Consider the following 25,700-nt stretch of genomic DNA (forward strand, 5'->3'; position numbering starts at 1 on the left):
TTTGACTATTTCATTTTCAATTGTATCTGTGATATTATCATTTTCAAAATTTATTTTAAGGAGGCACAGCATGAAACAGCTGCCATCTAATGTCACAGGGAAAGACGCCATGGCGGAAACGCTGACCGCCTTTCAAATCTTTCTTCAAAACCGTGATATGTCCCCAAATACAATTTCCTCTTACATGTTCGGAGCCAGGGATTTTCTTGAACGGTACGGCGAGATCACCCCGGAACATATCAGCCTTTACAAAGCCTATCTTATCGATCACTACCGTCCGCAGACTGTAAATGCCAGAATACGTGCTCTGAATTCATTTCTCAGATTCCAGCAAAAAGAAAATATGAATACGCGGCTTTTAAAAATTCAACAAAAAAAATATACCGAATATGTGATCAGCCAGGGAGACTATGAGTATCTGAAGCAACGGCTTCTGGAGGATGAACAATTGACCTTTTACTATATCGTGCGTCTGATCGCAGCCACAGGCGTACGGGTCAGCGAACTGGTGGAATTTAACTGCGAAGACGTCGCCCACGGATACCGGAACATCATTTCAAAAGGCAATAAAATAAGGCGTGTATATATTCCGTCAGGACTGCAAATCAGGCTGAAGGACTGGCTTTCCAATGAAGGCCGAAAAAAGGGGCCTCTTTTTTTGAATCACAGCGGATGCCGTATGTCTGTCTCAGGAGTACGCAAACAGTTAAAGGTACTTGGATGCCGCTATGGACTTGACCCAAGAGTTGTATATCCCCATTCACTGCGCCACAGGTTTGCCAAAAATTTTATTGAAAGCGGCGGAGATATTTCTTTTTTATCCGATCTTCTTGGACATGAAAGCATTGAAACTACCCGAATTTATCTGCGGCGGACCAGCACTGAGCAGGCGCGGATTTTCAATCAGGTCGTAAACTGGTAGGAGGCGGGATGTATCATGGGACAACGAAAAAAGCCGAAGGAACCGGAGGAGGAATTTATCCTGTATCTGAAGGAGCATGGGGCATCAGAACACACCGTTGACAGCTGTCTGGCTGCTCTCCGGCTCTTTTTCAGGCTCTATGGAGAAATCAGCGCAGAGAATCTGGATGCATTCAGACGGTATCTGATGGAGCACTATAAAATTTCTACCGTAAACAGCCGGATCTATGGTATAAACCGCTTTCTGGCTTACTGTTCTGAGTGTAAAAACTCTTATGAAACAAGTGGGAAATGGGCACTTCCGGAAAAAAATTTCCGCCTTGGCGTAATCCGCAGCCAGAATCCTCCATTTCTGGATAATATTATTTCAGAAAAGGATTATGAAAAGCTTAGAGACAATCTGAAAAAAGATCGGGATATGAAATGGTATTTTGCAGTGCGGTTCCTGGCCTGTACTGGAGCCAGAGTCAGTGAACTGATCCAGATCAAACGGGAGCATATACAGCTTGGATATATGGATCTGTATACAAAAGGCGGAAAGGTGCGCAGGATTTATTTCCCCGACTATCTCTGTTCAGAAGCTTCCGGGTGGATGGACTCGCAGAACATGGGATCCGGTTTTCTGTTCCGCAACCGAAAAGGCGGAGCCGTTTCTCCCCGCTGGATCAACAGCCAGCTTAAGCTCCGTGCCAGACAGTATGGTATTCCGGAGGAAACAGTATATCCACACTCCTTCCGCCACCGGTTCGCTAAAAATTTCCTGGCCCGCTGCAATGATATTGCTCTGCTTGCGGATCTGATGGGACATGAAAGTATTGAAACCACGCGGATCTATCTGACAAAATCTTCCCAGGAACAGCGTGAGATCATTGATTCTATCGTAACCTGGTAGCTATCCAGCCCCCACACTTACATTTTCTAAAAAATCGGTCTAGGATGGATGAAAAAAGGAGGATTCATTATGAATGCGATTACAAAATCATCATCTGTCCGGGGATTGGAGGTTTTCCTGGAGCACCTTCAGGAGAAAAATATGTCCGATAACACCATCTGCGTTTACCGCTATGCTGTGGAGCAGTTTTACAGGCTCTATCCCCAGCTTACTTCCAGAAATCTACAGCTTTACAAGGTTTATCTGCTTGAGCATTATAAGCCCCAGACTGTAAACTTAAGACTCAGGGCAATAAACTGTTTTATAGAAGATAAAAAGCTCCGGTCTTCTCCTGCCCCCATGATACGGATCCAGCAGAAAACCTGGCTGGATAAGATTATCAGTCAGGCCGATTATGAATATCTGAAACAGAGGCTTTTAGAGGATGAGGAAATGGTCTATTATTTCCTCGTTCGTCTTATGGCGGCTACCGGAGTCAGGGTCAGCGAGCTTGTAACCTTTCAGGTAGGGGATGTACACTGCGGTTTTAAGGATCTGTATTCCAAAGGGGATAAGATGAGGAGGATTTATATTCCTTCAAATCTTCGAAAAGCCTTTTTTAAATGGGATGACTTTACAGCCCGTACAGATGGAGCCCTGTTTTTAAACCGCTTTGGAGCTCCTATTACTCCCTCCGGCATACGCTCGCGGTTGAAAACCTTTGCCGCACGGTATGGATTGGATCCGGAGGTAATGTACCCCCACTCTTTCCGCCACCGGTTCGCCAAAAACTTTATTGAAGCCTGCGGGGATATTTCTCTGCTGGCAGATCTTTTGGGACATGAGAGCATTGAAACTACGCGGATTTATCTGCGCAGAAGCAGCGCGGAGCAATACAGGATCGTAAATAAGGTAGTAGACTGGTGAAAGGAGACATATGGGATGAATGTGAACAATGGAAACTCCCTGCTCCCGGAGGATCGGATCGAGGAATTTAAAAGCATGCTTTCAGAAAATGGAGCGTCGGAAAATACGGTAAGGGTATATGCGGCGTCTGTGCGGGAATTTTATAAAAATCATCAGGAGCTGACCGTAGACGAATTACAGGACTATAAAAGAGAGCTTTTGAAAAAATACCGGCCTACAACAGTAAATACACGGATCTATGGGATCAACCAATATGTGAAGTACCAAAAAAACAGTGGAATTCCGGAGGATTTCCGGCTTCCTCCTGTGCGGTGCCAGCAGAAACCATTTCTCAACAATATAATCTCAAAACGGGATTATGAAAAACTGAAAAAGGGACTTTTGAAGGATCAGGATCTGTTCTGGTACTTTGTAGTGCGGTTTCTGGGCGCTACAGGAGCCAGAGTAAGCGAATTGGTTCAGATCAAGGCAGAACACATTGCCGTAGGCTGTATGGATCTGTACACGAAAGGGGGAAAAATGCGCCGTATTTATTTTCCCAAACAGCTTTGCAGGGAAATGGCTGTGTGGCTAAAACAGAGAGAACTGTCATCCGGATATATATTTACCAGCCGCTGTGGAAAGCCCATTACTCCCAGAGGGATCGGCTTACAGCTTAAAGTGCTTGCAAAACGATACCGGATCCGGCCTGAAACGGTATATCCCCATTCCTTCCGCCATCGGTATGCAAAAAATTTTCTTGAAAAATTCAATGATATTTCCCTGCTGGCAGACCTTATGGGACATGACAGCATCGAAACCACGCGCATCTATCTGACCCGTTCCTCACAGGAACAGCAAAAGGTGATTGACCGGGTAGTAACCTGGTAATATAATACAACCATTAATGGAGGATAATTATATGTATCAATACACCTGGTATCAATGGCTGTTTATTTTCTATCTATACTGTTTTTTAGGGTGGATCTTTGAATCATCCTATGTTTCTCTAAAAGAAAGGCGTCCTGTAAACCGGGGATTTCTGCGGCTGCCTCTGCTCCCTCTGTATGGTACGGGAGCTGTGATGATGCTGTGGGTATCCCTCCCTCTGAGAGAACATCTCCTTTTGGTCTTTCTGGCCGGCATGACCGCTTCTACTGCTCTTGAATATATAACCGGCTGGTGCATGGAACAGCTGTTCCGGGTACGCTACTGGGACTACAGCAGCCAGGCTTTTAATTTACACGGATATATCTGCCTTTCTTCTTCTATTGCCTGGGGGGTTCTTACCCTGCTTCTGACAGAGGTAATCCATAAGCCGGTGGAATTCTGGATCGTAAACACCTCACAAGCTCTGCTTTTGCTCTGGGTTCTGTTTATATCCGTATTTTTCATCCTTGATACCGTACAATCAGTACAGGCTGCCCTCAATCTGGCAAAGGTACTGGATTCCATGACCCATATGCTGGCAGAACTGGAAGATATACAGGTGCAGTTAGCCCTGCTCAAAGCAGAAACAAACCAGAAACTTGCCAATATCCAGGAAGAGGCTTCCCATAAGCTGGCTGCCGCAAAAGCCGAGGCTGCACTTTACAGGACTTCCAAAGAAGAGCAGATCCGCTCTCTTACCAGGAGGATGTCTGAGCTGGCGCATCAGAGACAGCATATGGCCCTCCACATAGATTTATACCAGAGAGGGATCCTGAAACGTAATCCGGGAGCCCGTTCCACACGGTTCGAAACCGCATTTAAAGAACTGCGGGAGATTGCAGAAAAACAGCTTCACAAATAAACGTCGATCAGCCGCCGGACAGTACGCACTGCCCGGCGGCTGATCTTTATACTGCTTTTATATTACATCATCTTATCTACCATAGCCATAACAGCTGCTCCAAGGTCTGCTTCCTTCTGGTCTGCATCCTCTAAGGAGGTTCCCTTTACGCCAAAGTAGAACTTGATCTTCGGCTCTGTACCGGAAGGTCTTACGCAGATCCATGCGCCGTCCTCCAGGTCATAGTACAGTACATTGGAGGCCGGAAGTCCGGTTGGCTTTACCGCTCCTGTCTCCATGTCCCTGATCGTATCCAGCTTGTAGTCTCTTGCTGATACTACCTTGTAACCGCCTACCTCTGCAGGGGTATTATTTCTCAGAGTTTCCATGATGGACTGGATCTTTGCCAGACCTTCGATGCCGGATAAACCGATAGACTTGACAGAATCCTTGTAATAGCCGTATTTCTCATACATGGCTACCATGGCATCCCACAGGGTCATTCCCTTCTGCTTATAGTAGGCAGCTGCCTCGCAGAGAGCGGCCGTAGCGGAAATAGCGTCCTTATCACGGGCATAGGTGCCGATCAGGCAGCCATAGCTCTCTTCCATGCCAAAGAGATAGGTTCCTGTTCCTGTGGTTTCATTTTTAAGGATCTGCTTTCCGATCCACTTAAAGCCTGTAAGCACCTCGATCAGCTCTGCACCGTAGGCTTTGGCTACCGCGTCGATCAGATTGGTGGATACGATGGACTTTACAACCTGTCCGTCTGCCGGGATTTTGCCCTCAGCCTGCTTCTGGCTTAATACATATTCGCACAGCAGGGAACCGGACATATTTCCGGTCAGAGGAATGTATTCGCCGGACTTTGCATCCTTTACATATACGCCCAGGCGGTCGGCATCCGGGTCTGTGGCAAGTACAAGGTCGGCGTCCTTTTCCTTAGCCAGCTTTAAGCCCAGTTCAAAGGCTTCTTTGGCCTCAGGGTTTGGGTAGCTTACAGTAGGGAAATTTCCGTCCGGAAGCTCCTGCTCGGGAACTACATATACGTGAGTAAAGCCGATCTCCTTCATCACTCTTCTGGCAGGAATATTTCCAGTGCCGTGAAGAGGGGTATATACAATGCGGATCTGATCCTGCATCTCATCAATGGCCTTCTGGTTTACAACCTGAGCCTTTACCTGAGCGATGTACTTGTCATCGATCTCTTTTCCGATAACCTCATACTTGCCCGCTGCGATGGCAGAAGCCTCGTCTGTGGTCTTTACGCTGGACAGATCCTCGATGGCAAGAACCTCCTCTGTCACGCCCTTGTCGTGAGGCGGTGTAAACTGTGCGCCGTCCTCCCAGTATACCTTGTAGCCGTTGTACTCCGGCGGATTATGGCTGGCAGTGATGTTGATGCCTGCCACGCAGCCCAGCTCGCGGACAGCAAAGGACAGCTCCGGTGTGGGGCGCAGGGATTCAAACTTGTATGCCTTGATTCCGTTGGCTGCCAGAGTCATAGCCGCCTCCATGGCAAATTCAGGAGACATATTGCGGGAGTCATAGGCAATGGCTACGCCCTTGTCTGCAGCGCCCTGCTTGATAATGTAGTTTGCCAGTCCCTGTGTGGCCCGTCTTACTACATAAATATTCATACGGTTGATTCCTGCTCCGATGATCCCCCTAAGGCCTGCGGTTCCGAACTCCAGATCCATATAAAAACGCTCTTTGATCTCGTTCTCATCGCCTTCAATGGCCTTTAACTCGGCTTTGGTGGCTTCATCAAAATACGGATTGGACAGCCATTCCTGATAGATCTTCATGTAATCTTTCATTTCTATACTCCCTCCTGATTTCCCATGCATCGTAATACCTGCATTTTTATGCTTTTGATTATACTACACCAGGAAAAAAAAGGGAAGTAGATGCCAAGTAAAACTTCCCTTACAGCAGGCGTATCTTCTTTACCATTTCGCAGAATTCATAGTTATTTCTTGTCTTGGAGAAAAGATCCAGGATACGCTCTACGGCTTCATCGGGCTTCAGGGAATTGGTGGCTTTCCGCACTATGTCTACGGCCTCTGCTTCCTGCCGGTTAAGAAGAAGGTCATCCCTCCGGGTACCGGATTTTAAAATGTCAATGGCCGGGAAAATCCGCTTTTCTGACAGGCGGCGGTCTAAAACCAGCTCCATGTTTCCGGTTCCCTTAAATTCCTCATATACTACATCATCCATACGGCTTCCTGTATCTACCAGAGCCGTAGCCAGAATGGTAAGGCTGCCGCCCTCCCGCATATTTCTGGCGGCTCCGAAGAAACGCTTCGGCATATAAAGAGCAGCCGGGTCAAGGCCTCCTGATAAGGTACGGCCGCTGGGAGCTACGGTAAGGTTATAAGCCCTTGCAAGACGGGTAATACTGTCTAAAAGGATAATCACATCTCTCCCGTGTTCTACCAGGCGCTTTGCCCTTTCGATCACCATTTCTGATACACGCTTATGACGGTCCGGCTGCTCGTCAAAGGTGGAATAGATAACCTCTACGTTTGGCCCTACGATCGCCTCTCGGATGTCCGTTACCTCCTCTGGCCGTTCATCAATCAAAAGGATCATCAGGTGCATATCCGGATGATTTACAGTAATTGCTCTGGCGACCTGCTTTAAAAGGGTGGTTTTTCCTGCCTTGGGCGGAGAAACGATCATGCCTCTCTGGCCCTTTCCAATGGGCGATAAAAGATCCAGCACACGCATTGCTACAGAGTTACGCTCTCCCCGTGTTTCCATATGAAGACGCTCATTTGGGAAAATGGGAGTAAGATCTTCAAAATTCGGGCGGCGTTCTGTGGCGCTTAAGGGATATCCGTTCACTGTTTTGATATAAAGAAGGGCGGCGAATTTCTCCGTTACTGCTTTGATCCTTCTGTTTCCTACAATGATATCACCTGTTTTTAAATTGAACCGGCGGATCTGTGAAGGAGCCACATAAACGTCATTTTCTCCCGGAAGGAAATTTTCGCAGCGGATAAAGCCAAAGCCATCCGGCATAACTTCCAGAATACCGTTTGCCTCAATTCCGCTGTCAAGCTCTGCCATATCCTGACCGGCAATGCCGGAAGCGTCACTGCGAGGCTCTGGACGGGATTCGCGGACGTCTGCCCGTGTCTCTCTGGTGTCACGAATGTCTCCTGTTTCCCTGGATTCCCGGCTCTCTCTTGACTCCCTGTTGTCTCTGGATTCCCGGCTCTCCTTTGGCTCCCTGCTTTCTGCTGAATCCCTGGAAGCTTCTCTGGAATTTTGCTGCCCGTATGAAGTCCGGGGCTGTCTGACAAAACGGGTTTGACGTGAGGAGTCACGCTGTGGGCGTCCATCGCGCGGCTTTCCGCTGTCCCGTGACTTTTCGCTGTCCCGCGGCTCACCGTTTTCTTTGCTGCTTTGGGGTTCACGGCTGCTTTGTGCCTCACGGCCTTCACTGGAACCGGAATCCGGCTGCAAAACAGCTTCAGACTGTGCGGCCGCCTCATTTTCCCGGCACAAAAGTTCTATGATCTCAGCTTTTCTGAGGGTGCTGATGCCTTTAAGCCCCTGAGATTTCGCCAATTCCTTGAGCTCCGCTAAAGGAAGGGTCTGTAATTTTTCTCGCATATGATTCTCCTTAATTTTACGAACAGTTGTATTGATCCTGAATTATCTAAATGTAATCAAAAGTGGGAATGGTACAAAACCGGAACGGTTCTGACCGTGAATGAGTCCGGGCGCTGATATCTCAGACAGAAAGCCCCTGGAATATGCGGGGAAAGCGCCCTGATTGCTTATACAGACATTATAAACGCTCTCCCCTGTGATTGTAAAGTTTAATTTTTAAGCCATTCCATATGGGCTTTCATCTGTGTTTCATATCCATTGTCCGACGGCCTGTAAAAGATACGGCCCTCCATGCCATCAGGCAGATACTGCTGGCGTACATAATGCTTGGGATAATCATGGGCGTAGAGATAGCCGTCTCCATGTCCTAAGGCTCCTGCGCCCTTATAATGCCTGTCCTGAAGATGCACGGGAACAGGCATGGCACGCTCCGTCTTTACCGCCTCCATGGCATCCTGAATAGCGCAGCAGGCCGCATTGCTCTTGGGTGCACAGGCCACATAGGTCACTGCCTGCGAAAGGATGATCTGAGCCTCCGGCAGACCGATGCGCTCTGCGGCCTGAGCGGCGCTTACCGCTACTGTCAATGCCTGGGGATCCGCATTTCCCACATCTTCTGCAGCGCAGATCATAATCCGGCGGGAAATAAACTTAATATCTTCACCTGCATAAATCATCCGCGCCAGATAGTACACAGCTGCATCCGGATCAGAGCCCCTCATACTTTTTATAAAAGCGGAAATGGTATCATAATGGCTGTCTCCGTCCTTATCGTAGCGCACAGCCCGCTTTTGGATGCATTCCTGAGCCGCTGCCAGATCAATGTGGATCTTCCCGTCCGGGCTTCGGTCTGTAGTAAGTACACCCAGCTCGACTGCATTTAAGGCAGCTCTGGCATCTCCATTGGCCGCATCTGCCAGGAACCGGGCTGCATCCGGCTCGATCACTGCATCATATGTACCCATCCCCCGTTCCACATCCGTAATGGCCCTTTGGATCAGTTCCAGAATATCCTGCGTTTCCAGAGGCTTCAGCTCAAAAATGCGGGATCTGGAGATAAGAGCGCTGTTGACCTCGAAATAAGGATTTTCCGTCGTAGCGCCGATAAGGATCAAGGTGCCGTCCTCTACAAAGGGAAGAAGATAATCCTGCTGTCCCTTGTTAAAGCGGTGGATCTCGTCTACAAACAAAATGGTTCTTTTGCCGTACATTCCCCTGCTGTCCTTTGCGGCGGCCACAATCTCCTCCATATCCTTTTTTCCGGCCACTGTGGCGTTGATCTGCTTAAATTCAGCGCTGGTGGTGTTGGCAATAACCTTTGCCAGCGTGGTTTTTCCGGTTCCTGGCGGGCCGTAGAAAATAAGAGATCCAAGTTTGTCCGCTTTGATGGCGCGGTAAAGGAGCTTGTCCTTTCCAATGATATGCTGCTGCCCCACCACCTCATCCAACGTCCTTGGGCGGAGACGGGAAGCGAGAGGCGCTTCCTTTTCCATTGTATTTTCTCTCATATAATCAAACAGATTCATCTTTATCTCTCTTTCAGTCAATCATCAGTTCATCGGCTGTAACAAAGGTATATCCTTCTCTCTGGAGGATATCGATCAGCTCCAGAGCCGCTGACACAGATGTATCAAATATATCATGCATCAATATAATATCCCCATCCTCAGCTTCTTTCAAGACCTTCTTTACGATACGCTTCTGGTTTCTGAGCTTCCAGTCCAGGGAATCCACAGACCAGAGGACTGTCGTCATGCCGGACTGACACTCCAGCTCCTCGTTCCAGTCTCCGTAGGGCGGACGCATATATTGAGGTCGGGAGCCCGTAATGTCCTCGATCATCCCGCTGGTGCGGTCTACCGCCTCACAGACAGCCGCAGGACCCGCTTTTGTAAGGCGCACATGATTATAGCTGTGATTTCCGATCAGGTGGCCTTCTTCCTGCATCCGTTTTACCAGAGCCTCGTTTCCCGGTATACAGCTTCCCATGAGAAAAAAGGTAGCAGGTACTCCCCGTTCCTTTAAACCATCTAAAAGAACCGGCGTATGGACGGGATGGGGGCCGTCATCAAAAGTAAGAGCGAGATATTTTTCCGGCTCAAACGTACCCTCAGGTGCTGATGCCTCCCTGACCGTAACCGGAGCAGCCAAAAGGCAGATCAGATATGCCAGAAGGATAAAATCGGCGGACAGAACAGCCGACAACAGATGGACCCTGTGTTTCCACTTCACATTCAGGCCTCCGGGCAGATTGGTAGATTGATTTATTTATATGAGGGAGAATGTAGAAATAGACGGATCGCTTCAAATAATTTGAGGCCCTGTTTTTTCATAAAAATGAAGCTGCTGCTCCAGTAGATTATTTATCTGCTTTTGCAACAGCCCCGTTCCATATAACACCAGACAGCTGACACTGCCGGGACAAGATTAACGTTTGCTGAACTGAGAACGCTTGGCTTCTCATTACTCCTCAGAACACCTCGAAACTACATGTGTTCAATATAAAATTCATCCTGACAACTTCTCCCTTCATTTTTTAATAGTAATTTATGCTCGTCATAGGAACGCATTCCATTCACCCGAAGTATTTCTCCTATATTCTGTCTGCTACTTGGAATAATTCTACTCTGTACCCAACGCATACTCCAGTCTGAATTCATGGTCCGGATACCTTTTTTTAAAAATAGCGACATCATAAACGGAGTTTCCTTAGGAGTAACATTTTCTGGAATATCTATTGTGTATTTCTTTGTTCTTTCATCATAATTTAATATTCCGACGATTTTATTTCTATTATTTCTCTTGATTGCGTACCTGTTCAAAAAAACACCACCTTTTCCAAATCATTTCCCAGATTTTATTCCTATGAACCTCTGATAAAACATGATCTATACCATTGAAAATATAATCCTGATCTTCTATTTTCAGTTTCCAAATCTGTAAATCGTATTCTTTTGGTATCAATAACAGATTATACTCTAGAGATTTTGAGCCGATATAATTATTAACTGGAAAATCTCTCATCACGTCTATTTCTTTCAGAAGTTTTTCATCACCATATGTTGAAAACAATAACGATACTCCCTGATCAAACAAAGGTGCCATTCTCACACTGTCTTCTTCATCATTTCTTAACACTTCCAGATTGCTTCCGTGCCGATCTCTATTAGCAATCAAATAATCAATACAGAACATCTGGTACATATATAATCCCCAACCGTTTCTTATTGCAAACTCTAACGGAGATTCATTACCTTCTTTTTGCAAATCATAATACAAATCATACGCCAGCTTTTCTTCATTGTCCTTACGAAAATTTTCTGAAACAGAAACCCATGTTTCTTGTTCTTTACCATCAATAACAATCCTTGCATGTATCAGTTTATACTTTACATGCGGAATTCTCAAAACATCCATCACCCGGCTTACAATCAATTCATTGACACACTCATGACCAAATACCCCACGATAACTATCATAATTCGATAATTTATAATATAATCTTTTCCCATTCACTTCTTCATACGCCTTCAAAAAGCACCCTGGAGTTCCCGGTGACATTTTTTTTGCCGCCCAGTCCAGATGTTTCATATCCTGTAATTCACAAATAATATCCTGCACTATGTCACCTCATCTCAAAGATTTTATTGTTCATCTGGCTCAAATTGATCTGGATAACTGTCACTTCCCCCATATCCGCACACCCCCATCCTGGGAGAATTACAAACAGGCAGCAAAAATTCCGGTTTATAATATTCTCCCTCTTCATCACTTTCCGCCTTTAAACACTCATCACACCAAAAAGGCTCTCCTTCATAATATCCTTCTGGATTAACCCATTTCGCCTCATTTTGTTCGCAGTTACTGCAAAGAATTTTAGGAGGATTATTTCTTGATAAAATTACAATTTCATTATTCTTTTTTTCTCCATCGCGGCAGCTATGTATACTTAATACCAATTCTGTGGTTGAACCAAAATCATATTCATATAAAAAGTTATCGCCGACATCCACAACGTCTTTTAATCGATAATTCATATTTCTGGAAGGTTTTCCCCAAAAAGAATCCGTATCCGGATTGCTTTCATACTGTTCTCCATGAATCGTGAATGCGCTCAGATGTTCGCAGCATTCTACCCATATGTCGCGAATAAACCAATCCAACTCTTTTAGCGTAGTATTCTCACTTGCTTCTACGATTAACCAATAATCTTTTTGATATTTTCCAGTAATAACAACCTGAAAATATTGACATATTCTTTTCCTTTTTTCTTCAGTAAGCTTTGCGCTTCTCTTTTTGCACGCCTGCAAATGGCGCAGCATACCGCTTTTTGTATACTCTTTTCCACAATACTTACAAAGTCCTTTTGTTTGAACCGCCATTCTTCTATCTCCAATCCATCTGCTTTTTCGTGTATATTAGCATCTAATACACATCCACCATTTTTCCTATAAGAAAGTATAACATTATCTTATTAAAAAATACATAGAAAAAGGGGCTGTCTGCTGCAAAAGCAGATAAATAATCTACTGGAGTAGCAGCTCCATTTTTATGTCCTAAAAACAGAAAACGGACTCCGAAGAGTCCGCAATCCATAGTATAATAAGATCGGTCGAGTAAATTTTTTGCATATGCCCCTTCTACACTCCCGGCTTCTCCCCCGCCGCTACCTGCCCCTGGGAGGGAGCAGAGCTGACACCGGGGCCGCCGTTGATTCCTGTAACAGGAGCTGAGGGCTCTGGAACGTTTTGGGAGGAAGAGCTGTTTCCGCTTCCGTTTGACGGGATAATAATGGGGTTAGAGGATGTGCCGGAGCTGCCGGAAGCCGTTCCTGCACTGTCGGACGCGCTCTCCTGGTTTGTGGAACCGCTTTCCTCCTGCCCCTGAGGAATCAGATGGCCGTCTGCTGCTGCCTCATAAACAGCGCCGCCGATCTCCAGCGTCTGTCCTGCAGCCATGCGTCCTGTGGAGGGATCCATATAATAATGGAGACCGTTTACCTCGATCATGCCCGTGGTCATCGCTCCGCTTCCGTCAAAATAATACCAGGCTCCATCCATCTCACGCCAGCCGGTCGCCATCACGCCGGAGCCCTTCAGATAATACCGCTTTCCGCCTTCACTCAGCCAGCCGGTCTGCATCACGCCGTTTGTATCTGAGCAATACCAGGAGCCATTATCCTGGATCCAGCCCTTTGCCAGGGCACCTGATGCGTCCAGATAGTACCATTTGCCGTTTTGGTTTGTCCATCCAACCGCCATTTTTCCGGAAGACTCCATATAATACCGCTTTCCGTCTGCATCCAGCCAGCCGGTCTGCATGATACCGTTGGAGTCTGTATAATACCAGGCTCCATTGTCCTCTATCCAGCCTTTTTTAACAGCTCCTGAGCTTCCCAGATAGTACCATTTTCCCTGATCCTGACGCCAGCCAGTCTGCATCTTTCCCGTGGTCTCGTCCAGATAATAACGGCTGCCGGATACCGTGATCCAGCCCGTGGACGCAAGGCCTTCGCTGTCCATATAATACCAGTCTGAACTATCCTGAGCCCAGGCGTTTTTCTGTTTGGCATAGTTGCTGTAATAATACCGTTTCCCGTTAATGGTACGCCAGGTATTGGCCGGAATCTGGCCGGAGAAATCCTTAAACTGGAAATCAATATCCACATTTCCATTGATTCCCTTTACAGAACCGGTGCTGGTCGCCTGCCACATAACAGGGTTCTGGTAGCTGGGACGGGCAGAATAACGGGCTACCCATACGGGATAATCCATCAGGCTCATATCCAGCTTATTTTTCAGCCAGTTTTCATTTGCATAGATAATCGGATAATATCCGGAATCGGATATCTTTTTGCAGAACGCATTTGCGATCGCTGCCAGCTCCTCTTTTGAAAGGTTTCCCTGAGTAGAATCCTCCATATCGAAAGCTACAGGATAGGAAACAGGATAATCATGGATCAGATCCAGCACAAAATCGGCCTCTGCCTCTGCCATTTCCACCGTTACCGCCAATGAGTAAATATACACGCCCACCTTCACGCCGGCGGCGCTGGCCTGCTGGATATTCCGGTGAAAATAGGGATCTACCGCTCCCTTGGAACGGGTTCCCAGCATCACGAAGGACACGTCATCTGCTGCGACCTGGCTCCAGTTGATCTCCCCCTGCCATCTGGATACGTCAATTCCTCTGGCAAGCACATTTTGAATGGCGCTTCCGTCCGGCATCTGATAGACGCCGTTTACCTTTTTCCATGCATTTGGATTGGTCTGGTCTGCTCCTTTTGCATTCTCAGAAGTGCTGGAGGCAGAAGGCACATTGCCGGTTCCTCCGGATCCTCCTGTTTCTCCCGGGCCTCCTGCAGCAGACGCTCCAACAGACGCCGGCATTTCTCCCGGCCCTGCAGCGTAGGCCGTATACGCAGACCCAAGGGTTCCTGCGCCCAGAATTCCAGCCAGGACAAGTGCCTGGCAGCGCTTTCTCATCTCCTGTCTCTTTTTCATTTTCCTCTCCTTATATCGTACTGATAGCAAAAACGGAGGATGCTGTCAGCCAGTCCCGCCGCAGCATCCCCCTTTATCAACTTGTCCTTGTCACATGTTTCCATATCGGATTTCTCTTATCAGCCTGGTCCATCTGTGCGTCCGGCTTCCAGAGAGCCGCTGCTGGAAGGACCGCTGGAGCTGGTGGTTCCGGAGCTGCTGGAACCTGGACCAGATGAGCTGGAACTGCCAGAAGTTTTTGATACGCCGGGGCCGCCGTTTTCACCGGTTACGCCGCCTCCGGAAGACTGGTTTCCTGCAGCCGGCGTTTGTGCAGATACGCCGTTTGCATTCTGGCATACGCCGGATGCGTCAAAATTGTAGGAGGTACCGTTGATATTTAAGGTAGTTCCTGCTGTCATCACGCCGCCGTCTGCCGGATTTAAGTAATAATACTTGCTGTCGATCAGGATCCAGCCTGTCATCAGGTGACCGTTGCTGTTGAAGTAGTACCACTTGCCGTCGATCTGCTTCCAGCCTACAGACATCTTTCCGTTTGTCATATCCATATAATACTTGCTGCCCTCGCTGTCGCTGAGCCAGCCGATGAGCATACGTCCGTCTGTATTCAGATAGAAGTAATCCTGGTCTACCTTTGCCCAGCCGGTCATCATCTTTCCGTCTGTGCCGAACAGATACCAGTTGTCCTGAATCTGAGCCCATGCGTTCACAACACACTTGCCGTTTTCCTGGAAATAATACCAGGCTCCGTCCATCTCACGCCAGCCGGTTCCCATGCTGCCGTCGCCGCGCATAAAATAGTAATCATCGCCAATACGCAGCCAACCCGTAACCATGGTGCCGTCCTCCAGCATATAGTACCATTTGCCGTATTCCGGATTGATCCAGCCCTTTGCCATCAGGCCGCCCGGACGGAAGAAATACCATTTTCCATCAATCTGCTTAAAACCAGTGGTCATATAGCCGGTAGAAAGATCCATATAGTAATAACCCTCGCTGGTCTGAAGCCAGCCTGTGTGGGTCTTTCCCTGGTTAATATAGGTCCAGTGATCGTTTGTCTTGGTCCAGCCGTCTGCCGCATAGGATGTAACCGCCATTCCCAGGGCCATGGCGCTGATCACGCCGGCTGCGGTCAAAGCCGCCAGACATTTCTTACGTTTCATGCCTTTTCCTCCTCATTCTTCTGTATATAAGCCCCTTTGTCTGTTTCGGGTTTTCATCCTTTTAATTATAGCACAGATTATCTGTAAGGAAGGTAACAATTTTATTACAATTTCCGTAAATTTTCATACCTGCTACAGAGCCTTTAATTTTTTATAATAGCCCTTTGCATACCGGTACATGATGATAGTATATTCTCCAAATTCCTCTCCTAAAGCTGCCTTGTATACAGCCCACAGGCACCAGAGGAAACCGCCCAGGGCCGCATTTGCAAATACGGAATAATATTCTTCCTTTGAAGGCTTTCTCTTTAAATAAATCTCTAAAAGCTTTTCCGTCTGCTCTGCATCATAGTAAGAATAAATCGCCGACATGGAAATATCCATAACAGGGTCGCACATTCCTGCATATTCCCAATCCAGCAGTTTTGCACTGCCGCCCTCAAACATCAGGAAGTTATCCACATTTGCGTCAATATGGCAGAGACATTGTGGACGATCCATCTGATCCAAACGATCCATCAGCTCATTCATCCAGCCTCTGACCTTCTCATAATCTTCAAAAGGGATTCCTCCATGCTGCAGGCAGAGCCTTTCATAAAAATCTATCCGTTCCCGAATATCAAAGGAATGATCTACTGTAAGACCAGACTGGTGAAGCTTTCTTACAATACCCATACAGATTTCCATATCTTTCCAGTTATCTGCCGCTGCATTCCGGGCGTTTTCATAGTACCGTGCAATCTTATAGCCGGTATCCGGGTTCATGTACAGCACTTCTTCCGTAATCCCCAGAGAGGCTACGGTATCATAAACCTCTTTTTCCTCCCTGCGGTTGATTAAAAGCTCTGTCCCCGGCCCCGGAATCCTGCAGATGCAGTGAGCGCCATCCACCCGGAACAAGAATGATTTATTTGTCATTCCGGCTTTCAGGCAGCGGATATCTGTAATATGGGACTCAGGCACCTTAAATACCCTGGATACCAGATCCATTGCCGCATTATCCGAATGGTTCTGATAGCGTTCATCAAACAGGCGCAGCTCCTCCAGATTTTCAAATTCATACACCTGGTTTTCAGGCTGACGGTTTACATCCATCTCGATCTGATCCCACTGAGACGCCTTCCAGCCGGAAGTCTCTTCTGCGCGGGCAAGAAGCGTTCCCCCTTCTGCCTCCAGACGGCGCTTTGCCTCTCCCTTGAGCATATCTACAAAGGGCTGCTCCCAGTAAAACTGTTCCGTTCCCGGAGTTTCATAGTAGGCTTCTAATACCGGAAGGAACCGGGCTGAAAATTCTCTGGACAGATAGACCGGGCCGTACATCACCCACTGATCCCTTCCGCCTACATTTACATCTGTAATCCTTCCCTTTTTAGTAAAGGTAAAGCACCACTCCTTGGTATCCCCTTTCTGGAAGGAGGCGCTGTACCAGGCTCCGCACTCATAGGCGTGGTACATATTGTCCCGCAGCCAGTTATCAGAGGATAAAATGTACATATTGCGGCCCTTTAACAGATGTCTGGCTCTGTAAACCGTAGCCAGGGTATTTTTGCAGGAATACTCCGGATTGTAGAGAAGCTTTACATCATATTTGTCGATCAGATATTCAAATTTCTCTTTCAGATACCCGACTGCAATGGTAATATCATATACTCCGGCCTCATGGAGCTGGCGGATCTGGCGTTCGATCATACGCTCTCCAAATACCTCTAAAAGCCCCTTGGGCGTTTCAAAGGTAAGAGGGACAAAACGGGAGCCAAAGCCTGCGGCAATGATCAGAGCTCCGTCTACCTTATAGGGCGCTAAAACAGCCTGTCCCGTTTCTGTAAGAGCAAGCCGTTTTCCTCTCTGATCCTCATCTTCTCTGATATAGCCTTTTTCCGTACATTCTTTGATCAGCCCGTTAATGGTCCCTAAAGACAGCTCCATTCTCTTTGCCAGCTCCCGCTGAGTAATATATGGCTCCTCCAAAATGTTTCTGCATATCAACCCCAATCTGTCCATATGATCCTCCATTCTTCATCCTGTATATGCACTGTCAGCGGACAGAGAAATCTTTGCTCCCCTGTCCACTGACATTTTTGTTCATTTATATTATATTTTTATTTTATATGAACATTATAGCACGGACGCAGGGAAATGCAAGAGCTAATCCTCTGTATTTCCCAAAACAATGGTATTTACTGCCTCGATGAGATCCACTGCCTGAGATCTGGGAATCAGAGAGACTGTCTTTCCATCTGCCTCTGCCAGACAGCTGCTTCCGTCATAACGGTAAAGGACGATCGTTACCTGGGGAGAAACTTCATTATCCAGATGGAGGGTCAGGCGGATTTCCTCCTTTTGTCCCGATTCCTCTTCTGTAAAGCAATCTGCTTTTAAGCCTTTCAGAGCAGAGAACAGTTCATCTGTCTCTATTTCCTCCTCCTGATACGTCCAGGTGCGGTCATCCTTTTTGCCTTTGGAAGTAAGGCTGTAGTCAGCTCCCTCTAAGGAAATGTCAATTCCTGTGATCTCCTCTGTATCGCCCCAGAATACTTCTTTATGGCGCAGGTCATCATATTTCATGGCCATCAGGCCTTTATAGTCCTCCGCAGTCAGCTTATAGGCGATCTGGGAATTATTTACTCTTGCGTATGCGGTAATTTCTTCCTCTTCCCCGTTGTTTTCCTCAGAGTTCTCCTTCTTCTCTGCCTTTTCTTTTTCCTTCGGATCACGGCTTACGCTTACGGTAAACGTACCGGATACGTTCTCTTTGTCCTCATTTTCAAAGGTATAATCGGCCTCTAAGGACAGCTCCGGCGCATCCAGTCCATAGGTGCTCCACTCTTCCTCTGAAACATAGTAGGAAGCGTAGTCAGACAGATCCAAATTCTGGAGGGTTCTGATATATTCATCCACCTGCACCGGATCTAAGGGAAGCAGGTTTTCCTCATCCTTCTTAAAATAAACATCCTCGCTGCTGTAGGAAGCCCCGCTGTCCTCTATGCGGACTGCTTCATAGGTCTCCGGTCCTGTAAACCGCAGGCTGCTTACTGTCTCAAGCTCAGGGATCTCATCCTGCTTCAGCATATCCTTTAACACCGCGTCAAAATAATTCAGAGGATCGTCTTTTACCAGATAAGCTTTTCCGTCTCCGATGGACACATAGCGCTGGGAATCCATATTGCTGAAATTGCCCAGCTTTATTTCAAGCTCCTGCTCCCCATTTTCCAGATGAATCGTGCAGACAGGATCATTCAGACCGTACTGACTGTAATCCTCTACCTCTTCGATCACAAAGGCTGCTGCAAATTCCTCAAAGGGCTCTAAGAGTTCTTTTATCTTTTCTTCGCTCACAGGAAATTTTTCATCCTCATCATAGGTCCAGACTCCGTCCTCTCCCTTATGGAACGAAAGGCTTTCCGACTCATTTTCCCACGAAAGGGCCGTGACACCCTCATAGGGAATCTGAAGGATGGTTTCACCGCTGTCTTTGATCTTTTCCTTATGCTCCTCCCTCTGGATCACCGCAATGGCCGCCACGGACAGCACCGCCAGAACTCCCAGAAGGATATATAACCGTTTAGCCCGCTTCATTCTGCATTCTCCTCCTTCTCATTACCACACAAATGCCAATTCCCAGGTATGCAAGCGGGAAAACACCGATCATTACCGCCTGAAGCATGGCAGAAGCAGATTCGCTGATGGTAAGATAATTATAGTTTAGGGATTTGCTCCGAATCGCCATGGCCTCGCTCTCTCCGATCATGGAAGAAAGGGCATTCATTCCCAGATCCCCGTTTGCACCAGAGGAAAGGGCATTATACATATCCTCTAAAAAGTCTGAGGAGCCAAACCACAGGATCCGTCCTTCATTTTCACAGGAAATAGACACGGCTGCCGCAAATGGGCCATCAACGTCTCCTTCCTCCCGTTCATAGGTGGAAAGCTCATAGCCTGCCATCTTGCTGAAGGCCTGGTCTGTAGTTGACAGAAGGGTTGTCACCCGGCCTGCGGCTTTCGTTTCATCTACCTTTAATCCCTGGACAATGGGAAGAATGGGATAATAGTGCTCTTCAATGAGAGCATCTGTAATATCGCTGCTCTCCATCTGAGGAAGAAGGGCGTAAGGCGTCTGAAGAGCATAGCGCTCTCTGTCTCCCTCTACTACGATCCCGTCCTGGGCGGTAACGCCGTATTCCTCTAAAAGGCCGTGAAGGTTGTCAAGACTGCCTTCCTTTACAGGCCCTGCCGCCGCAAAAAGCTTTCCTCCCTTTTTGGTGTAATCTGCAAGCATGGTCTGTTCTTCTCTAGAAATGTCGCTGGAGGGCGCATAGATCATAATTCCGGCTGCATCCTCAAGAATGGAATCTACATTCAGAAGAGACAGCTGCTCTAACTGGATATTTTCCTTTTCAATCTGCTCCTTGAAGGAGGCAGGAAGTTCTCTTTCCCCATGTCCCTCTAAAAGATATACTTTGGGCTGCTCTTCATTTACCACATAGTCAATGGCAGAAGTAATGGCTCCCTCTCCGTCAAAGGAGGTATTGTAGGAATAGGAGTAGATATCTGCCTCCTGAACATAAATATCATCATAACCGATAAAACGGCTGCGTTCGCCGCATTCTACAACCAGGCTGTTGTTGGCGGCCTCTTCATCTGTGTACTGCTCTGCAAAGGTAGGATATACATCCGGATTTTTCTTTACGATCTGGATATGGTCTGAAAGGCTGTCGTATTTATTTAACAGGTTTTCAATAACCGCATCCTCTTTGTCTGCCTGCACGATCCAGTAAATGGTTACATCCTCATCCAGCCCGTTTACCACCGCCTTTGTATTGCTGGTAATGGAATAGAGCTTTGCCGCGCTGATATCGTATTTTGTCAGATTCTCCGGAAGGGCGTTTACCAGTATATTGACTACAATAAGGATTGTAAGAACCACTGCGGAAAGAATCAGGGAATAGGCTCCGCCGCAAAAGGCATTACGGTTCTGTTTCATCAGTTATACCTCCTTTTTTCCAGTGACTGCACCGATAAAAACAGGAAAAATGCGGCAAAGGTCACAAAATATACGATCGCAGTGAGATCAAACACCCCGTTTACAAACACATAAAAACGTTCAAACAGGGAAAGCGTTTTCATAACTGAGGGCAGAAGTCCGGAAAAAGCTTCCGGGTCTGCCAGATATAAAATAAGCACTGCGCCGCCGGCCAGGAAATAAAATCCATAAGCCAGATGTTCATTTTTTGTTAAATGGCGTATTACCACTCCCAGGACGATCACCAGGGCAAAGGCTGCGATCAGGGCGCCTGCCGGAGTAGAAGATACATACTCGGACAGACTGGCGCTGTAGTAGTTGAGTAGGATCACCGCAATGCCGATTCCTGCCGCAAAGCCCTGATTGTCTGTCAGGGAGGAAATGAATACTCCCAGAGCGATCAAGGCTGCGCCCAAAACAAAAAAGGCAAAGATAGAGCCGTAGGAGGTCAAAAGGTATACATCTCCATAGCGGGCAAATATCAGCGGATATACGGAAACAACCGCCAAGGGGATCAGATATACAACAAGAAGCGCCAGATATTTTCCCAGTACAACCTCTGTGGTGGTAATGGGAAGGGAGTATAACAGCTGGTCTGTTCTCTGCTTCTTCTCCTCTGCAATGACGCGCATGGTTAAAATAGGTACAATTACTACAAATACCAGGCTGCCGAAGCTTAATACAAACTCAAAATTGCTTACTGCTGCCTGAAGATTATATAAGGTGGCTCCCAGACCGATAAAGGCCAGCAAAAATGCGCCGAATACATAGGCGGTCAGGGTATGGAAATAATTGCGGAGCTCATGCTTTAATACGGCGGTCATGCCATTTCCTCCTCTCCTGCTTCGGATTCCTCGGTTTTAATATCTTCTGTTTGGGCGCTCTCTGTCAGCTCAATAAATATTTCCTCCAGATCCGCCTTTTTCACATTCATTTCAAGAAGGGGTTTGCCGGCGGCTGAAAAACGCTTAAACAGGGCTTTTGACACCTCATAGATATCCTCGCAGTCCGAATGGAGGGTAGCTGCGGTCCGTTCTATCTCCTTTTCTTCTATGGTCTGTTCTGTAATGTGCTCCATACCGGAGAGAAGTTCTTCTGTTTCCCTGGCGTCCGCCTCTGCTACCAGAGTAATCTCTCCCGGTGAAAGGAGGCGTTTTTCAAGGTTTTCCGGCTCGTCAAAGGCGATGAGCTTTCCTCTGGCAATAATAAGGATTTTCTCACAGATAGTCTGAACCTCGGAAAGAATGTGGGAGCTGAAAATGACCGTATGCTCTCTTCCCAGATCTTTGATCAAATCGCGGATTTCTATGATCTGTAAGGGATCCAGTCCTACTGTCGGCTCATCCAGTATGACCACTTTCGGATCCCCCAGAAGGGCCTGAGCGATCCCGACTCTCTGTTTATATCCTTTAGACAGGGCGCTGATCCTGCGGTTTCGCACATGGTCTAGACCTGTCCTCCCGATCACACTGTCAATCTGGCTGTGCAGCTCTTTTCTCTTAAGCCCCTTTGCTTCTCCTACAAAGCGCAGATACTCTGCCGGTGTCTCGTTCATATAAAGGGGCGGCTGCTCCGGAAGATAGCCGATCCGTTTCTTTGCCTGGGCCGGTTCTTCAAAAATGTCGAAGCCGTCAATCTTTACGCTTCCCTTTGTGGCTGACAGACATCCTGTCATGATGTTCATGGTGGTGGATTTTCCTGCGCCGTTTGGACCCAAAAAGCCGTATACATGGCCGCCTTCTATCTCAAAGGACAGATCATCTACCGCTGTCACATCCCCATAGCATTTTGTTAAATGCTCTACCTGTATCATGGTTGACCTCCTGATTGGATTTTTGTTTTTCTGGCATTATAACAATTTATGCTGAAATGGGGCTGAAAATTTATGGAATACGCCGCCTCCCGTCTGCTCCCTGAGGATTTTCCATGTGGACTGGGTTTCTTTTGCCTCTTCATAAATGGTTTGTTTTTCCTTTACCGGGGTGATGTCCTTTATAAAAAGAAGGATCAAAATGGTGAACGACAGGGTCGTGAGCCCGTCAATGGCGTAAGCAAGGCCCAGATGGTTCTCAAACAGGATTCCTCCTATGGTTGGGGACAGAATAATCCCCAGATTGAGTCCCAGATACATAAGGCTGTAGGCCTTTTCCCTGTTTTCGGCGGTGCTCAGATCTGCTACCAGCGCGTCATAGGACGGATTTTCCATTGTCTGAAAGATTCCTGCTGAAAAAAACAGCAGGATCTGTGCCATGGATACAGGAAGAACCGCTGCTGTCAGGTAACAGATGACCGTTACCAAATCGCAGATAATGATGAGCTTTTTCTTATTGCAGCAGTCTGCCAGCTTTCCTCCCAGCAGGTTTGCAGGAAACTGTACCACTCCCATAGCTATGGTGATCTTGGCGATCTCCTGTGCATTCATTCCCAGTTTATTGCTCAAAATCAGCGTCAGCATGGGCCATATCATAGCTCCCATATTTGTTGCTGCCTTTCCCCAGAAAAGAATATATAATTCTCTTCTCATACCTCTGTACTGGCCGAACATTTTCTCAAATATTGTTTTCATTTCTAATTATCCTCTTAAAATATATGCTGCTATATGCTTTTCCACCTGTGTCAGACCGCACTTTCCTGTGAAATAAAAAAACAGAGACCCTCTGCTGCCAAAGGATCTCTGCATAGTATCTTCTCTTTTAGATAGGGCCGGGCCCAGCAGCCAACCGCCCATTGAAAGCTGGGCGACCGGCGTATGCGGTTAATATACAGCATAAAAAAGAGAGAACCTGGTGTACTGATCCATTTTGGCAGCATGAAATAACAGGACGCTTTCATGGTACTGCGCCTGCATTCACAAATCTTCATGCGTCAAAATAAATGGATCAAATTAACATCTGGCCTCTCCTTTAAAAATCTGAAGTATGGCTTCAGTATAGCACTGGAAATATATGGATGCAAGAGGGAATCATCCGACTTTATAGCCGGAAACCGTAGCCCTGCACACCAGGCCCCAGAACACAGGGCAGCTCCACCCAAAATCGATTGATCCCATCCCTGCTTTCAGCGTGTATTTTTCCGTGATGAAGCTGTACGGTCTTTTCCGCAATGGAAAGGCCCAGGCCGTAGCTTCCGGAGGTATTGCGGGCGGGATCGGCGCAGTAAAAGCGTTTGAAGATCTGGCTTAAGTCTTCGGGATCAATCGAAGGACCCTGATTTTCTACAGTGAGTATGCAGTGGCTTTTTCCCTGTTTTTTAAGCTTTACCCAGGTGGTTCCGCCCTGGCTCGAATATTTGCAGGCATTGTCTAAAAGAATATCCAGAAGCTGGCTCAGTCTGTCCTTTAAGCCCCAGATCAGAATACCTTCTTCTATTTCTGCATAAAGCGTTAATCCCTGTTCAAAATAAAGGGGTTCAAAAAGAAGAAGCGAATCCTCTGCTGTCCGGCTTAAATCCACCTGTTCAAAAGCTGCTTCTGCCTGTCCGCTGTCAGCACGGGCCAGATCCAGCATCTGTTCGATCAGCCCCCTCATCTGCCGTGACATGGCAAGGATGGCTTCGGAAAAACGTCTCTGCTCTTCTTCCCCACAGCCGGAGGACTGCAGAAGCTCCGCATTGGTCATAATTACAGTCAAAGGCGTTTTTAACTCGTGGGAGGCGTCGGCCACAAACTGGCGCTGCTGTTTCCAGGCCTTTTCCACCGGCCGCACCGCCCAGCCGGAAAGCCAGATGCTGATGGCTAAAAATAGGATAAAACTCAGACCCGCGATCAGGGCGCAGGTTCTCACCAGCCCCTTTAGCGCCGCCGTTTCACTGGAAATATCCGCAAATACCAGGCTATACCTGTAGGGCGTATTGGTCTTATAGTACCGAAAGCCGTATTCCTTTATCACTCCTACCTTTTGATGGGAGGAACGTGCCCTTACAATGAGATCCATGAGAAATTCCTGATCAGACAGATCAAAATAGCCGCCGCTGCTGGCGATCAGTTCTCCCCCGGTTCCCAGATGCAGGATAAAAAAAGGAAGACGGATCTGCTCGCTCTGTTCTCCGGGCATCTCAATCTGAAAGGGTCGGTTTGCAATCTTTTCCATCATGCGGATGCTCTTTTCTTCCAGATCTGCTCTTGTAAAATGGTACACCAGGCCGAATACCACACTCATCATCAGAACCACTATCGTCATGTTGATAACTACAAACTTCACTCTCAGCCTATAAATCATGTTCTGCCACCTCCAGATGATATCCCATTCGCCGGATGGACTCAATACGTACATCTGACCCAATGCTTAACAGCTTTTTCCTCAAAAAACCAATATAAACCTCTACATGGTTTTCCACTGCATCTGAATCATAGCCCCACACCTTTTCCAGGATCATTTCCTTAGAAAGATTTCCTGCCCCGGACTGAAATAAAAGGCGCATAATATCAAACTCTTTCGCAGAAAGCCGGATCTGTCTGTCCCCGCAGCTTAAAACAGCCGTCGAAAGATCCAAACAGGTCTTTCCCATCCCTACCTCATCCACCTGTCCTCCCTGGCGGCGAAGCAGGGCGCGGACGCAGGCAGTAAGCTCTCTGGTGTCAAAGGGCTTTGTCAGATAATAATCTGCCCCGGCATCCAGCCCTGCGATCCGATCCTCCAGAGCAGAACGGGCCGTAAGCATTAGAATGGGCGTTCCCAGACGGCTGGCCCGAAGCTCCCTTGCCACCTCATAGCCGCTTTTTCCCGGCATCATCACATCCAGTATGATCAGATCATAAATCCCGGTGCCTGCATATGTAAAACCGGTTTCTCCGTCATATACAGCCTCGGCCTCAAAACCCTGGATCTCTAAAAGATCTTTTATAGAACCGGCCAGCAGCCGCTCATCCTCTATGATCAGAATTTTCATATACATCCCCTTACTTACTGATAATATCCCTATT

The 25,700-nt window shown here is 47.4% G+C and carries 22 protein-coding genes; 5 read left to right on the forward strand and 17 right to left on the reverse strand.

Annotation, left to right across the window (positions count from 1 at the left end):
- Window positions 1-70 precede the first annotated feature (70 nt).
- The 5 genes from WKT10_RS04695 to WKT10_RS04715 all read left to right on the forward strand — a co-directional run bounded on the left by WKT10_RS04695 (window position 71) and on the right by WKT10_RS04715 (window position 4,490).
- On the forward strand, window positions 71-922 hold the full coding sequence (locus WKT10_RS04695) for a tyrosine-type recombinase/integrase (RefSeq protein WP_331467826.1): 852 nt from the start codon (window positions 71-73) through the stop codon (window positions 920-922).
- Window positions 923-937: 15 nt separating this feature from the next.
- A complete protein-coding gene (locus WKT10_RS04700; RefSeq protein ID WP_340275816.1) occupies window positions 938-1,813 on the forward strand; it encodes a tyrosine-type recombinase/integrase in 876 nt (291 codons plus the stop codon).
- A 69-nt stretch (window positions 1,814-1,882) separates the two neighbouring features.
- Window positions 1,883-2,719 carry a tyrosine-type recombinase/integrase gene (locus tag WKT10_RS04705; RefSeq protein ID WP_066550341.1) on the forward strand — a complete coding sequence of 279 codons (837 nt, stop codon included), beginning with the start codon at window positions 1,883-1,885 and terminating at the stop codon, window positions 2,717-2,719.
- A 15-nt stretch (window positions 2,720-2,734) separates the two neighbouring features.
- A complete protein-coding gene (locus tag WKT10_RS04710) occupies window positions 2,735-3,589 on the forward strand; it encodes a tyrosine-type recombinase/integrase (protein WP_337434495.1) in 855 nt (284 codons plus the stop codon).
- Window positions 3,590-3,620: 31 nt separating this feature from the next.
- The gene (locus WKT10_RS04715) at window positions 3,621-4,490 is read left to right on the forward strand and encodes a putative ABC transporter permease (RefSeq protein ID WP_296034527.1); all 870 of its coding nucleotides are present in this window, start codon (window positions 3,621-3,623) and stop codon (window positions 4,488-4,490) included.
- 62 nt (window positions 4,491-4,552) lie between these two features.
- Here the strand turns inward: WKT10_RS04715 and WKT10_RS04720 are convergent, their stop codons facing one another.
- The 17 genes from WKT10_RS04720 to WKT10_RS04800 form a co-directional block, all read right to left on the reverse strand.
- On the reverse strand, window positions 4,553-6,289 hold the full coding sequence (locus tag WKT10_RS04720; protein ID WP_337434494.1) for a phospho-sugar mutase: 1,737 nt from the start codon (window positions 6,287-6,289) through the stop codon (window positions 4,553-4,555).
- A gap of 109 nt (window positions 6,290-6,398) precedes the next feature.
- Window positions 6,399-8,093, reverse strand: a complete 1,695-nt coding sequence (rho, locus tag WKT10_RS04725; protein ID WP_066550349.1) for a transcription termination factor Rho — start codon at window positions 8,091-8,093, stop codon at window positions 6,399-6,401.
- 209 nt (window positions 8,094-8,302) lie between these two features.
- The gene (locus tag WKT10_RS04730; protein ID WP_066550351.1) at window positions 8,303-9,619 is read right to left on the reverse strand and encodes a replication-associated recombination protein A; all 1,317 of its coding nucleotides are present in this window, start codon (window positions 9,617-9,619) and stop codon (window positions 8,303-8,305) included.
- 13 nt (window positions 9,620-9,632) lie between these two features.
- Window positions 9,633-10,331 (reverse strand): polysaccharide deacetylase family protein, encoded by a 699-nt coding sequence (locus WKT10_RS04735; protein WP_417302208.1) that lies wholly within the window; start codon window positions 10,329-10,331, stop codon window positions 9,633-9,635.
- A 248-nt stretch (window positions 10,332-10,579) separates the two neighbouring features.
- On the reverse strand, window positions 10,580-10,915 hold the full coding sequence (locus WKT10_RS04740) for a hypothetical protein (protein WP_066550355.1): 336 nt from the start codon (window positions 10,913-10,915) through the stop codon (window positions 10,580-10,582).
- Complete coding sequence (locus WKT10_RS04745) at window positions 10,887-11,714, reverse strand: hypothetical protein (RefSeq protein WP_066550357.1); 828 nt, start codon at window positions 11,712-11,714, stop codon at window positions 10,887-10,889. The genes WKT10_RS04740 and WKT10_RS04745 overlap by 29 nt, the downstream gene beginning before the upstream one ends.
- Before the next feature lie 23 nt (window positions 11,715-11,737).
- A complete protein-coding gene (locus WKT10_RS04750; protein ID WP_337434492.1) occupies window positions 11,738-12,475 on the reverse strand; it encodes an IS1096 element passenger TnpR family protein in 738 nt (245 codons plus the stop codon).
- Between the two features lie 258 nt (window positions 12,476-12,733).
- Window positions 12,734-14,596, reverse strand: coding sequence for a GH25 family lysozyme (locus tag WKT10_RS04755; protein WP_340275824.1), 1,863 nt, complete (start codon window positions 14,594-14,596; stop codon window positions 12,734-12,736).
- Between the two features lie 119 nt (window positions 14,597-14,715).
- Complete coding sequence (locus tag WKT10_RS04760) at window positions 14,716-15,759, reverse strand: cell wall-binding protein (protein ID WP_337434490.1); 1,044 nt, start codon at window positions 15,757-15,759, stop codon at window positions 14,716-14,718.
- A gap of 132 nt (window positions 15,760-15,891) precedes the next feature.
- Window positions 15,892-17,760 carry a phosphotransferase gene (locus tag WKT10_RS04765; RefSeq protein WP_340275827.1) on the reverse strand — a complete coding sequence of 623 codons (1,869 nt, stop codon included), beginning with the start codon at window positions 17,758-17,760 and terminating at the stop codon, window positions 15,892-15,894.
- 144 nt (window positions 17,761-17,904) lie between these two features.
- Window positions 17,905-19,335: a DUF4340 domain-containing protein gene (locus tag WKT10_RS04770; RefSeq protein ID WP_340275829.1), complete on the reverse strand. Its 1,431-nt coding sequence runs from the start codon at window positions 19,333-19,335 to the stop codon at window positions 17,905-17,907.
- Window positions 19,322-20,740 carry a GldG family protein gene (locus tag WKT10_RS04775; RefSeq protein WP_340275831.1) on the reverse strand — a complete coding sequence of 473 codons (1,419 nt, stop codon included), beginning with the start codon at window positions 20,738-20,740 and terminating at the stop codon, window positions 19,322-19,324. Before WKT10_RS04775 ends, WKT10_RS04770 begins: the two co-directional genes overlap by 14 nt.
- Entirely contained in the window at window positions 20,740-21,603 is an 864-nt protein-coding gene (locus WKT10_RS04780) for an ABC transporter permease (protein WP_337934224.1), read from the reverse strand. The genes WKT10_RS04775 and WKT10_RS04780 overlap by 1 nt, the downstream gene beginning before the upstream one ends.
- Entirely contained in the window at window positions 21,600-22,592 is a 993-nt protein-coding gene (locus WKT10_RS04785) for an ABC transporter ATP-binding protein (RefSeq protein WP_340275834.1), read from the reverse strand. The genes WKT10_RS04780 and WKT10_RS04785 overlap by 4 nt, the downstream gene beginning before the upstream one ends.
- A gap of 36 nt (window positions 22,593-22,628) precedes the next feature.
- A complete protein-coding gene (locus tag WKT10_RS04790) occupies window positions 22,629-23,345 on the reverse strand; it encodes an MFS transporter (RefSeq protein ID WP_340275837.1) in 717 nt (238 codons plus the stop codon).
- A 406-nt stretch (window positions 23,346-23,751) separates the two neighbouring features.
- Complete coding sequence (locus WKT10_RS04795) at window positions 23,752-24,996, reverse strand: sensor histidine kinase (RefSeq protein WP_340275839.1); 1,245 nt, start codon at window positions 24,994-24,996, stop codon at window positions 23,752-23,754.
- Window positions 24,986-25,666 (reverse strand): response regulator transcription factor, encoded by a 681-nt coding sequence (locus WKT10_RS04800; protein ID WP_340275841.1) that lies wholly within the window; start codon window positions 25,664-25,666, stop codon window positions 24,986-24,988. The genes WKT10_RS04795 and WKT10_RS04800 overlap by 11 nt, the downstream gene beginning before the upstream one ends.
- Window positions 25,667-25,700 lie beyond the last annotated feature (34 nt).

Source organism: Enterocloster sp. HCN-30185, from assembly GCF_037890305.1.
GTDB lineage: Bacteria > Bacillota > Clostridia > Lachnospirales > Lachnospiraceae > Enterocloster.

Excerpts from the sequence above, each read along its gene's own strand:
- WKT10_RS04695 (WP_331467826.1), top strand. The coding sequence starts at position 71 with ATGAAACAGCTGCCATCTAATGTCACAGGGAAAGACGCCATGGCGGAA.
- WKT10_RS04700 (WP_340275816.1), top strand. The coding sequence starts at position 938 with ATGGGACAACGAAAAAAGCCGAAGGAACCGGAGGAGGAATTTATCCTG.
- WKT10_RS04705 (WP_066550341.1), top strand. The coding sequence starts at position 1,883 with ATGAATGCGATTACAAAATCATCATCTGTCCGGGGATTGGAGGTTTTC.
- WKT10_RS04710 (WP_337434495.1), top strand. The coding sequence starts at position 2,735 with ATGAATGTGAACAATGGAAACTCCCTGCTCCCGGAGGATCGGATCGAG.
- WKT10_RS04715 (WP_296034527.1), top strand. The coding sequence starts at position 3,621 with ATGTATCAATACACCTGGTATCAATGGCTGTTTATTTTCTATCTATAC.
- WKT10_RS04720 (WP_337434494.1), bottom strand. The coding sequence starts at position 6,289 with ATGAAAGATTACATGAAGATCTATCAGGAATGGCTGTCCAATCCGTAT.
- rho (WP_066550349.1), bottom strand. The coding sequence starts at position 8,093 with ATGCGAGAAAAATTACAGACCCTTCCTTTAGCGGAGCTCAAGGAATTG.
- WKT10_RS04730 (WP_066550351.1), bottom strand. The coding sequence starts at position 9,619 with ATGAATCTGTTTGATTATATGAGAGAAAATACAATGGAAAAGGAAGCG.
- WKT10_RS04750 (WP_337434492.1), bottom strand. The coding sequence starts at position 12,475 with ATGGCGGTTCAAACAAAAGGACTTTGTAAGTATTGTGGAAAAGAGTAT.
- WKT10_RS04755 (WP_340275824.1), bottom strand. The coding sequence starts at position 14,596 with ATGAAAAAGAGACAGGAGATGAGAAAGCGCTGCCAGGCACTTGTCCTG.
- WKT10_RS04760 (WP_337434490.1), bottom strand. The coding sequence starts at position 15,759 with ATGAAACGTAAGAAATGTCTGGCGGCTTTGACCGCAGCCGGCGTGATC.
- WKT10_RS04765 (WP_340275827.1), bottom strand. The coding sequence starts at position 17,760 with ATGGACAGATTGGGGTTGATATGCAGAAACATTTTGGAGGAGCCATAT.
- WKT10_RS04770 (WP_340275829.1), bottom strand. The coding sequence starts at position 19,335 with ATGAAGCGGGCTAAACGGTTATATATCCTTCTGGGAGTTCTGGCGGTG.
- WKT10_RS04775 (WP_340275831.1), bottom strand. The coding sequence starts at position 20,740 with ATGAAACAGAACCGTAATGCCTTTTGCGGCGGAGCCTATTCCCTGATT.
- WKT10_RS04780 (WP_337934224.1), bottom strand. The coding sequence starts at position 21,603 with ATGACCGCCGTATTAAAGCATGAGCTCCGCAATTATTTCCATACCCTG.
- WKT10_RS04785 (WP_340275834.1), bottom strand. The coding sequence starts at position 22,592 with ATGATACAGGTAGAGCATTTAACAAAATGCTATGGGGATGTGACAGCG.
- WKT10_RS04790 (WP_340275837.1), bottom strand. The coding sequence starts at position 23,345 with ATGAAAACAATATTTGAGAAAATGTTCGGCCAGTACAGAGGTATGAGA.
- WKT10_RS04795 (WP_340275839.1), bottom strand. The coding sequence starts at position 24,996 with ATGATTTATAGGCTGAGAGTGAAGTTTGTAGTTATCAACATGACGATA.
- WKT10_RS04800 (WP_340275841.1), bottom strand. The coding sequence starts at position 25,666 with ATGAAAATTCTGATCATAGAGGATGAGCGGCTGCTGGCCGGTTCTATA.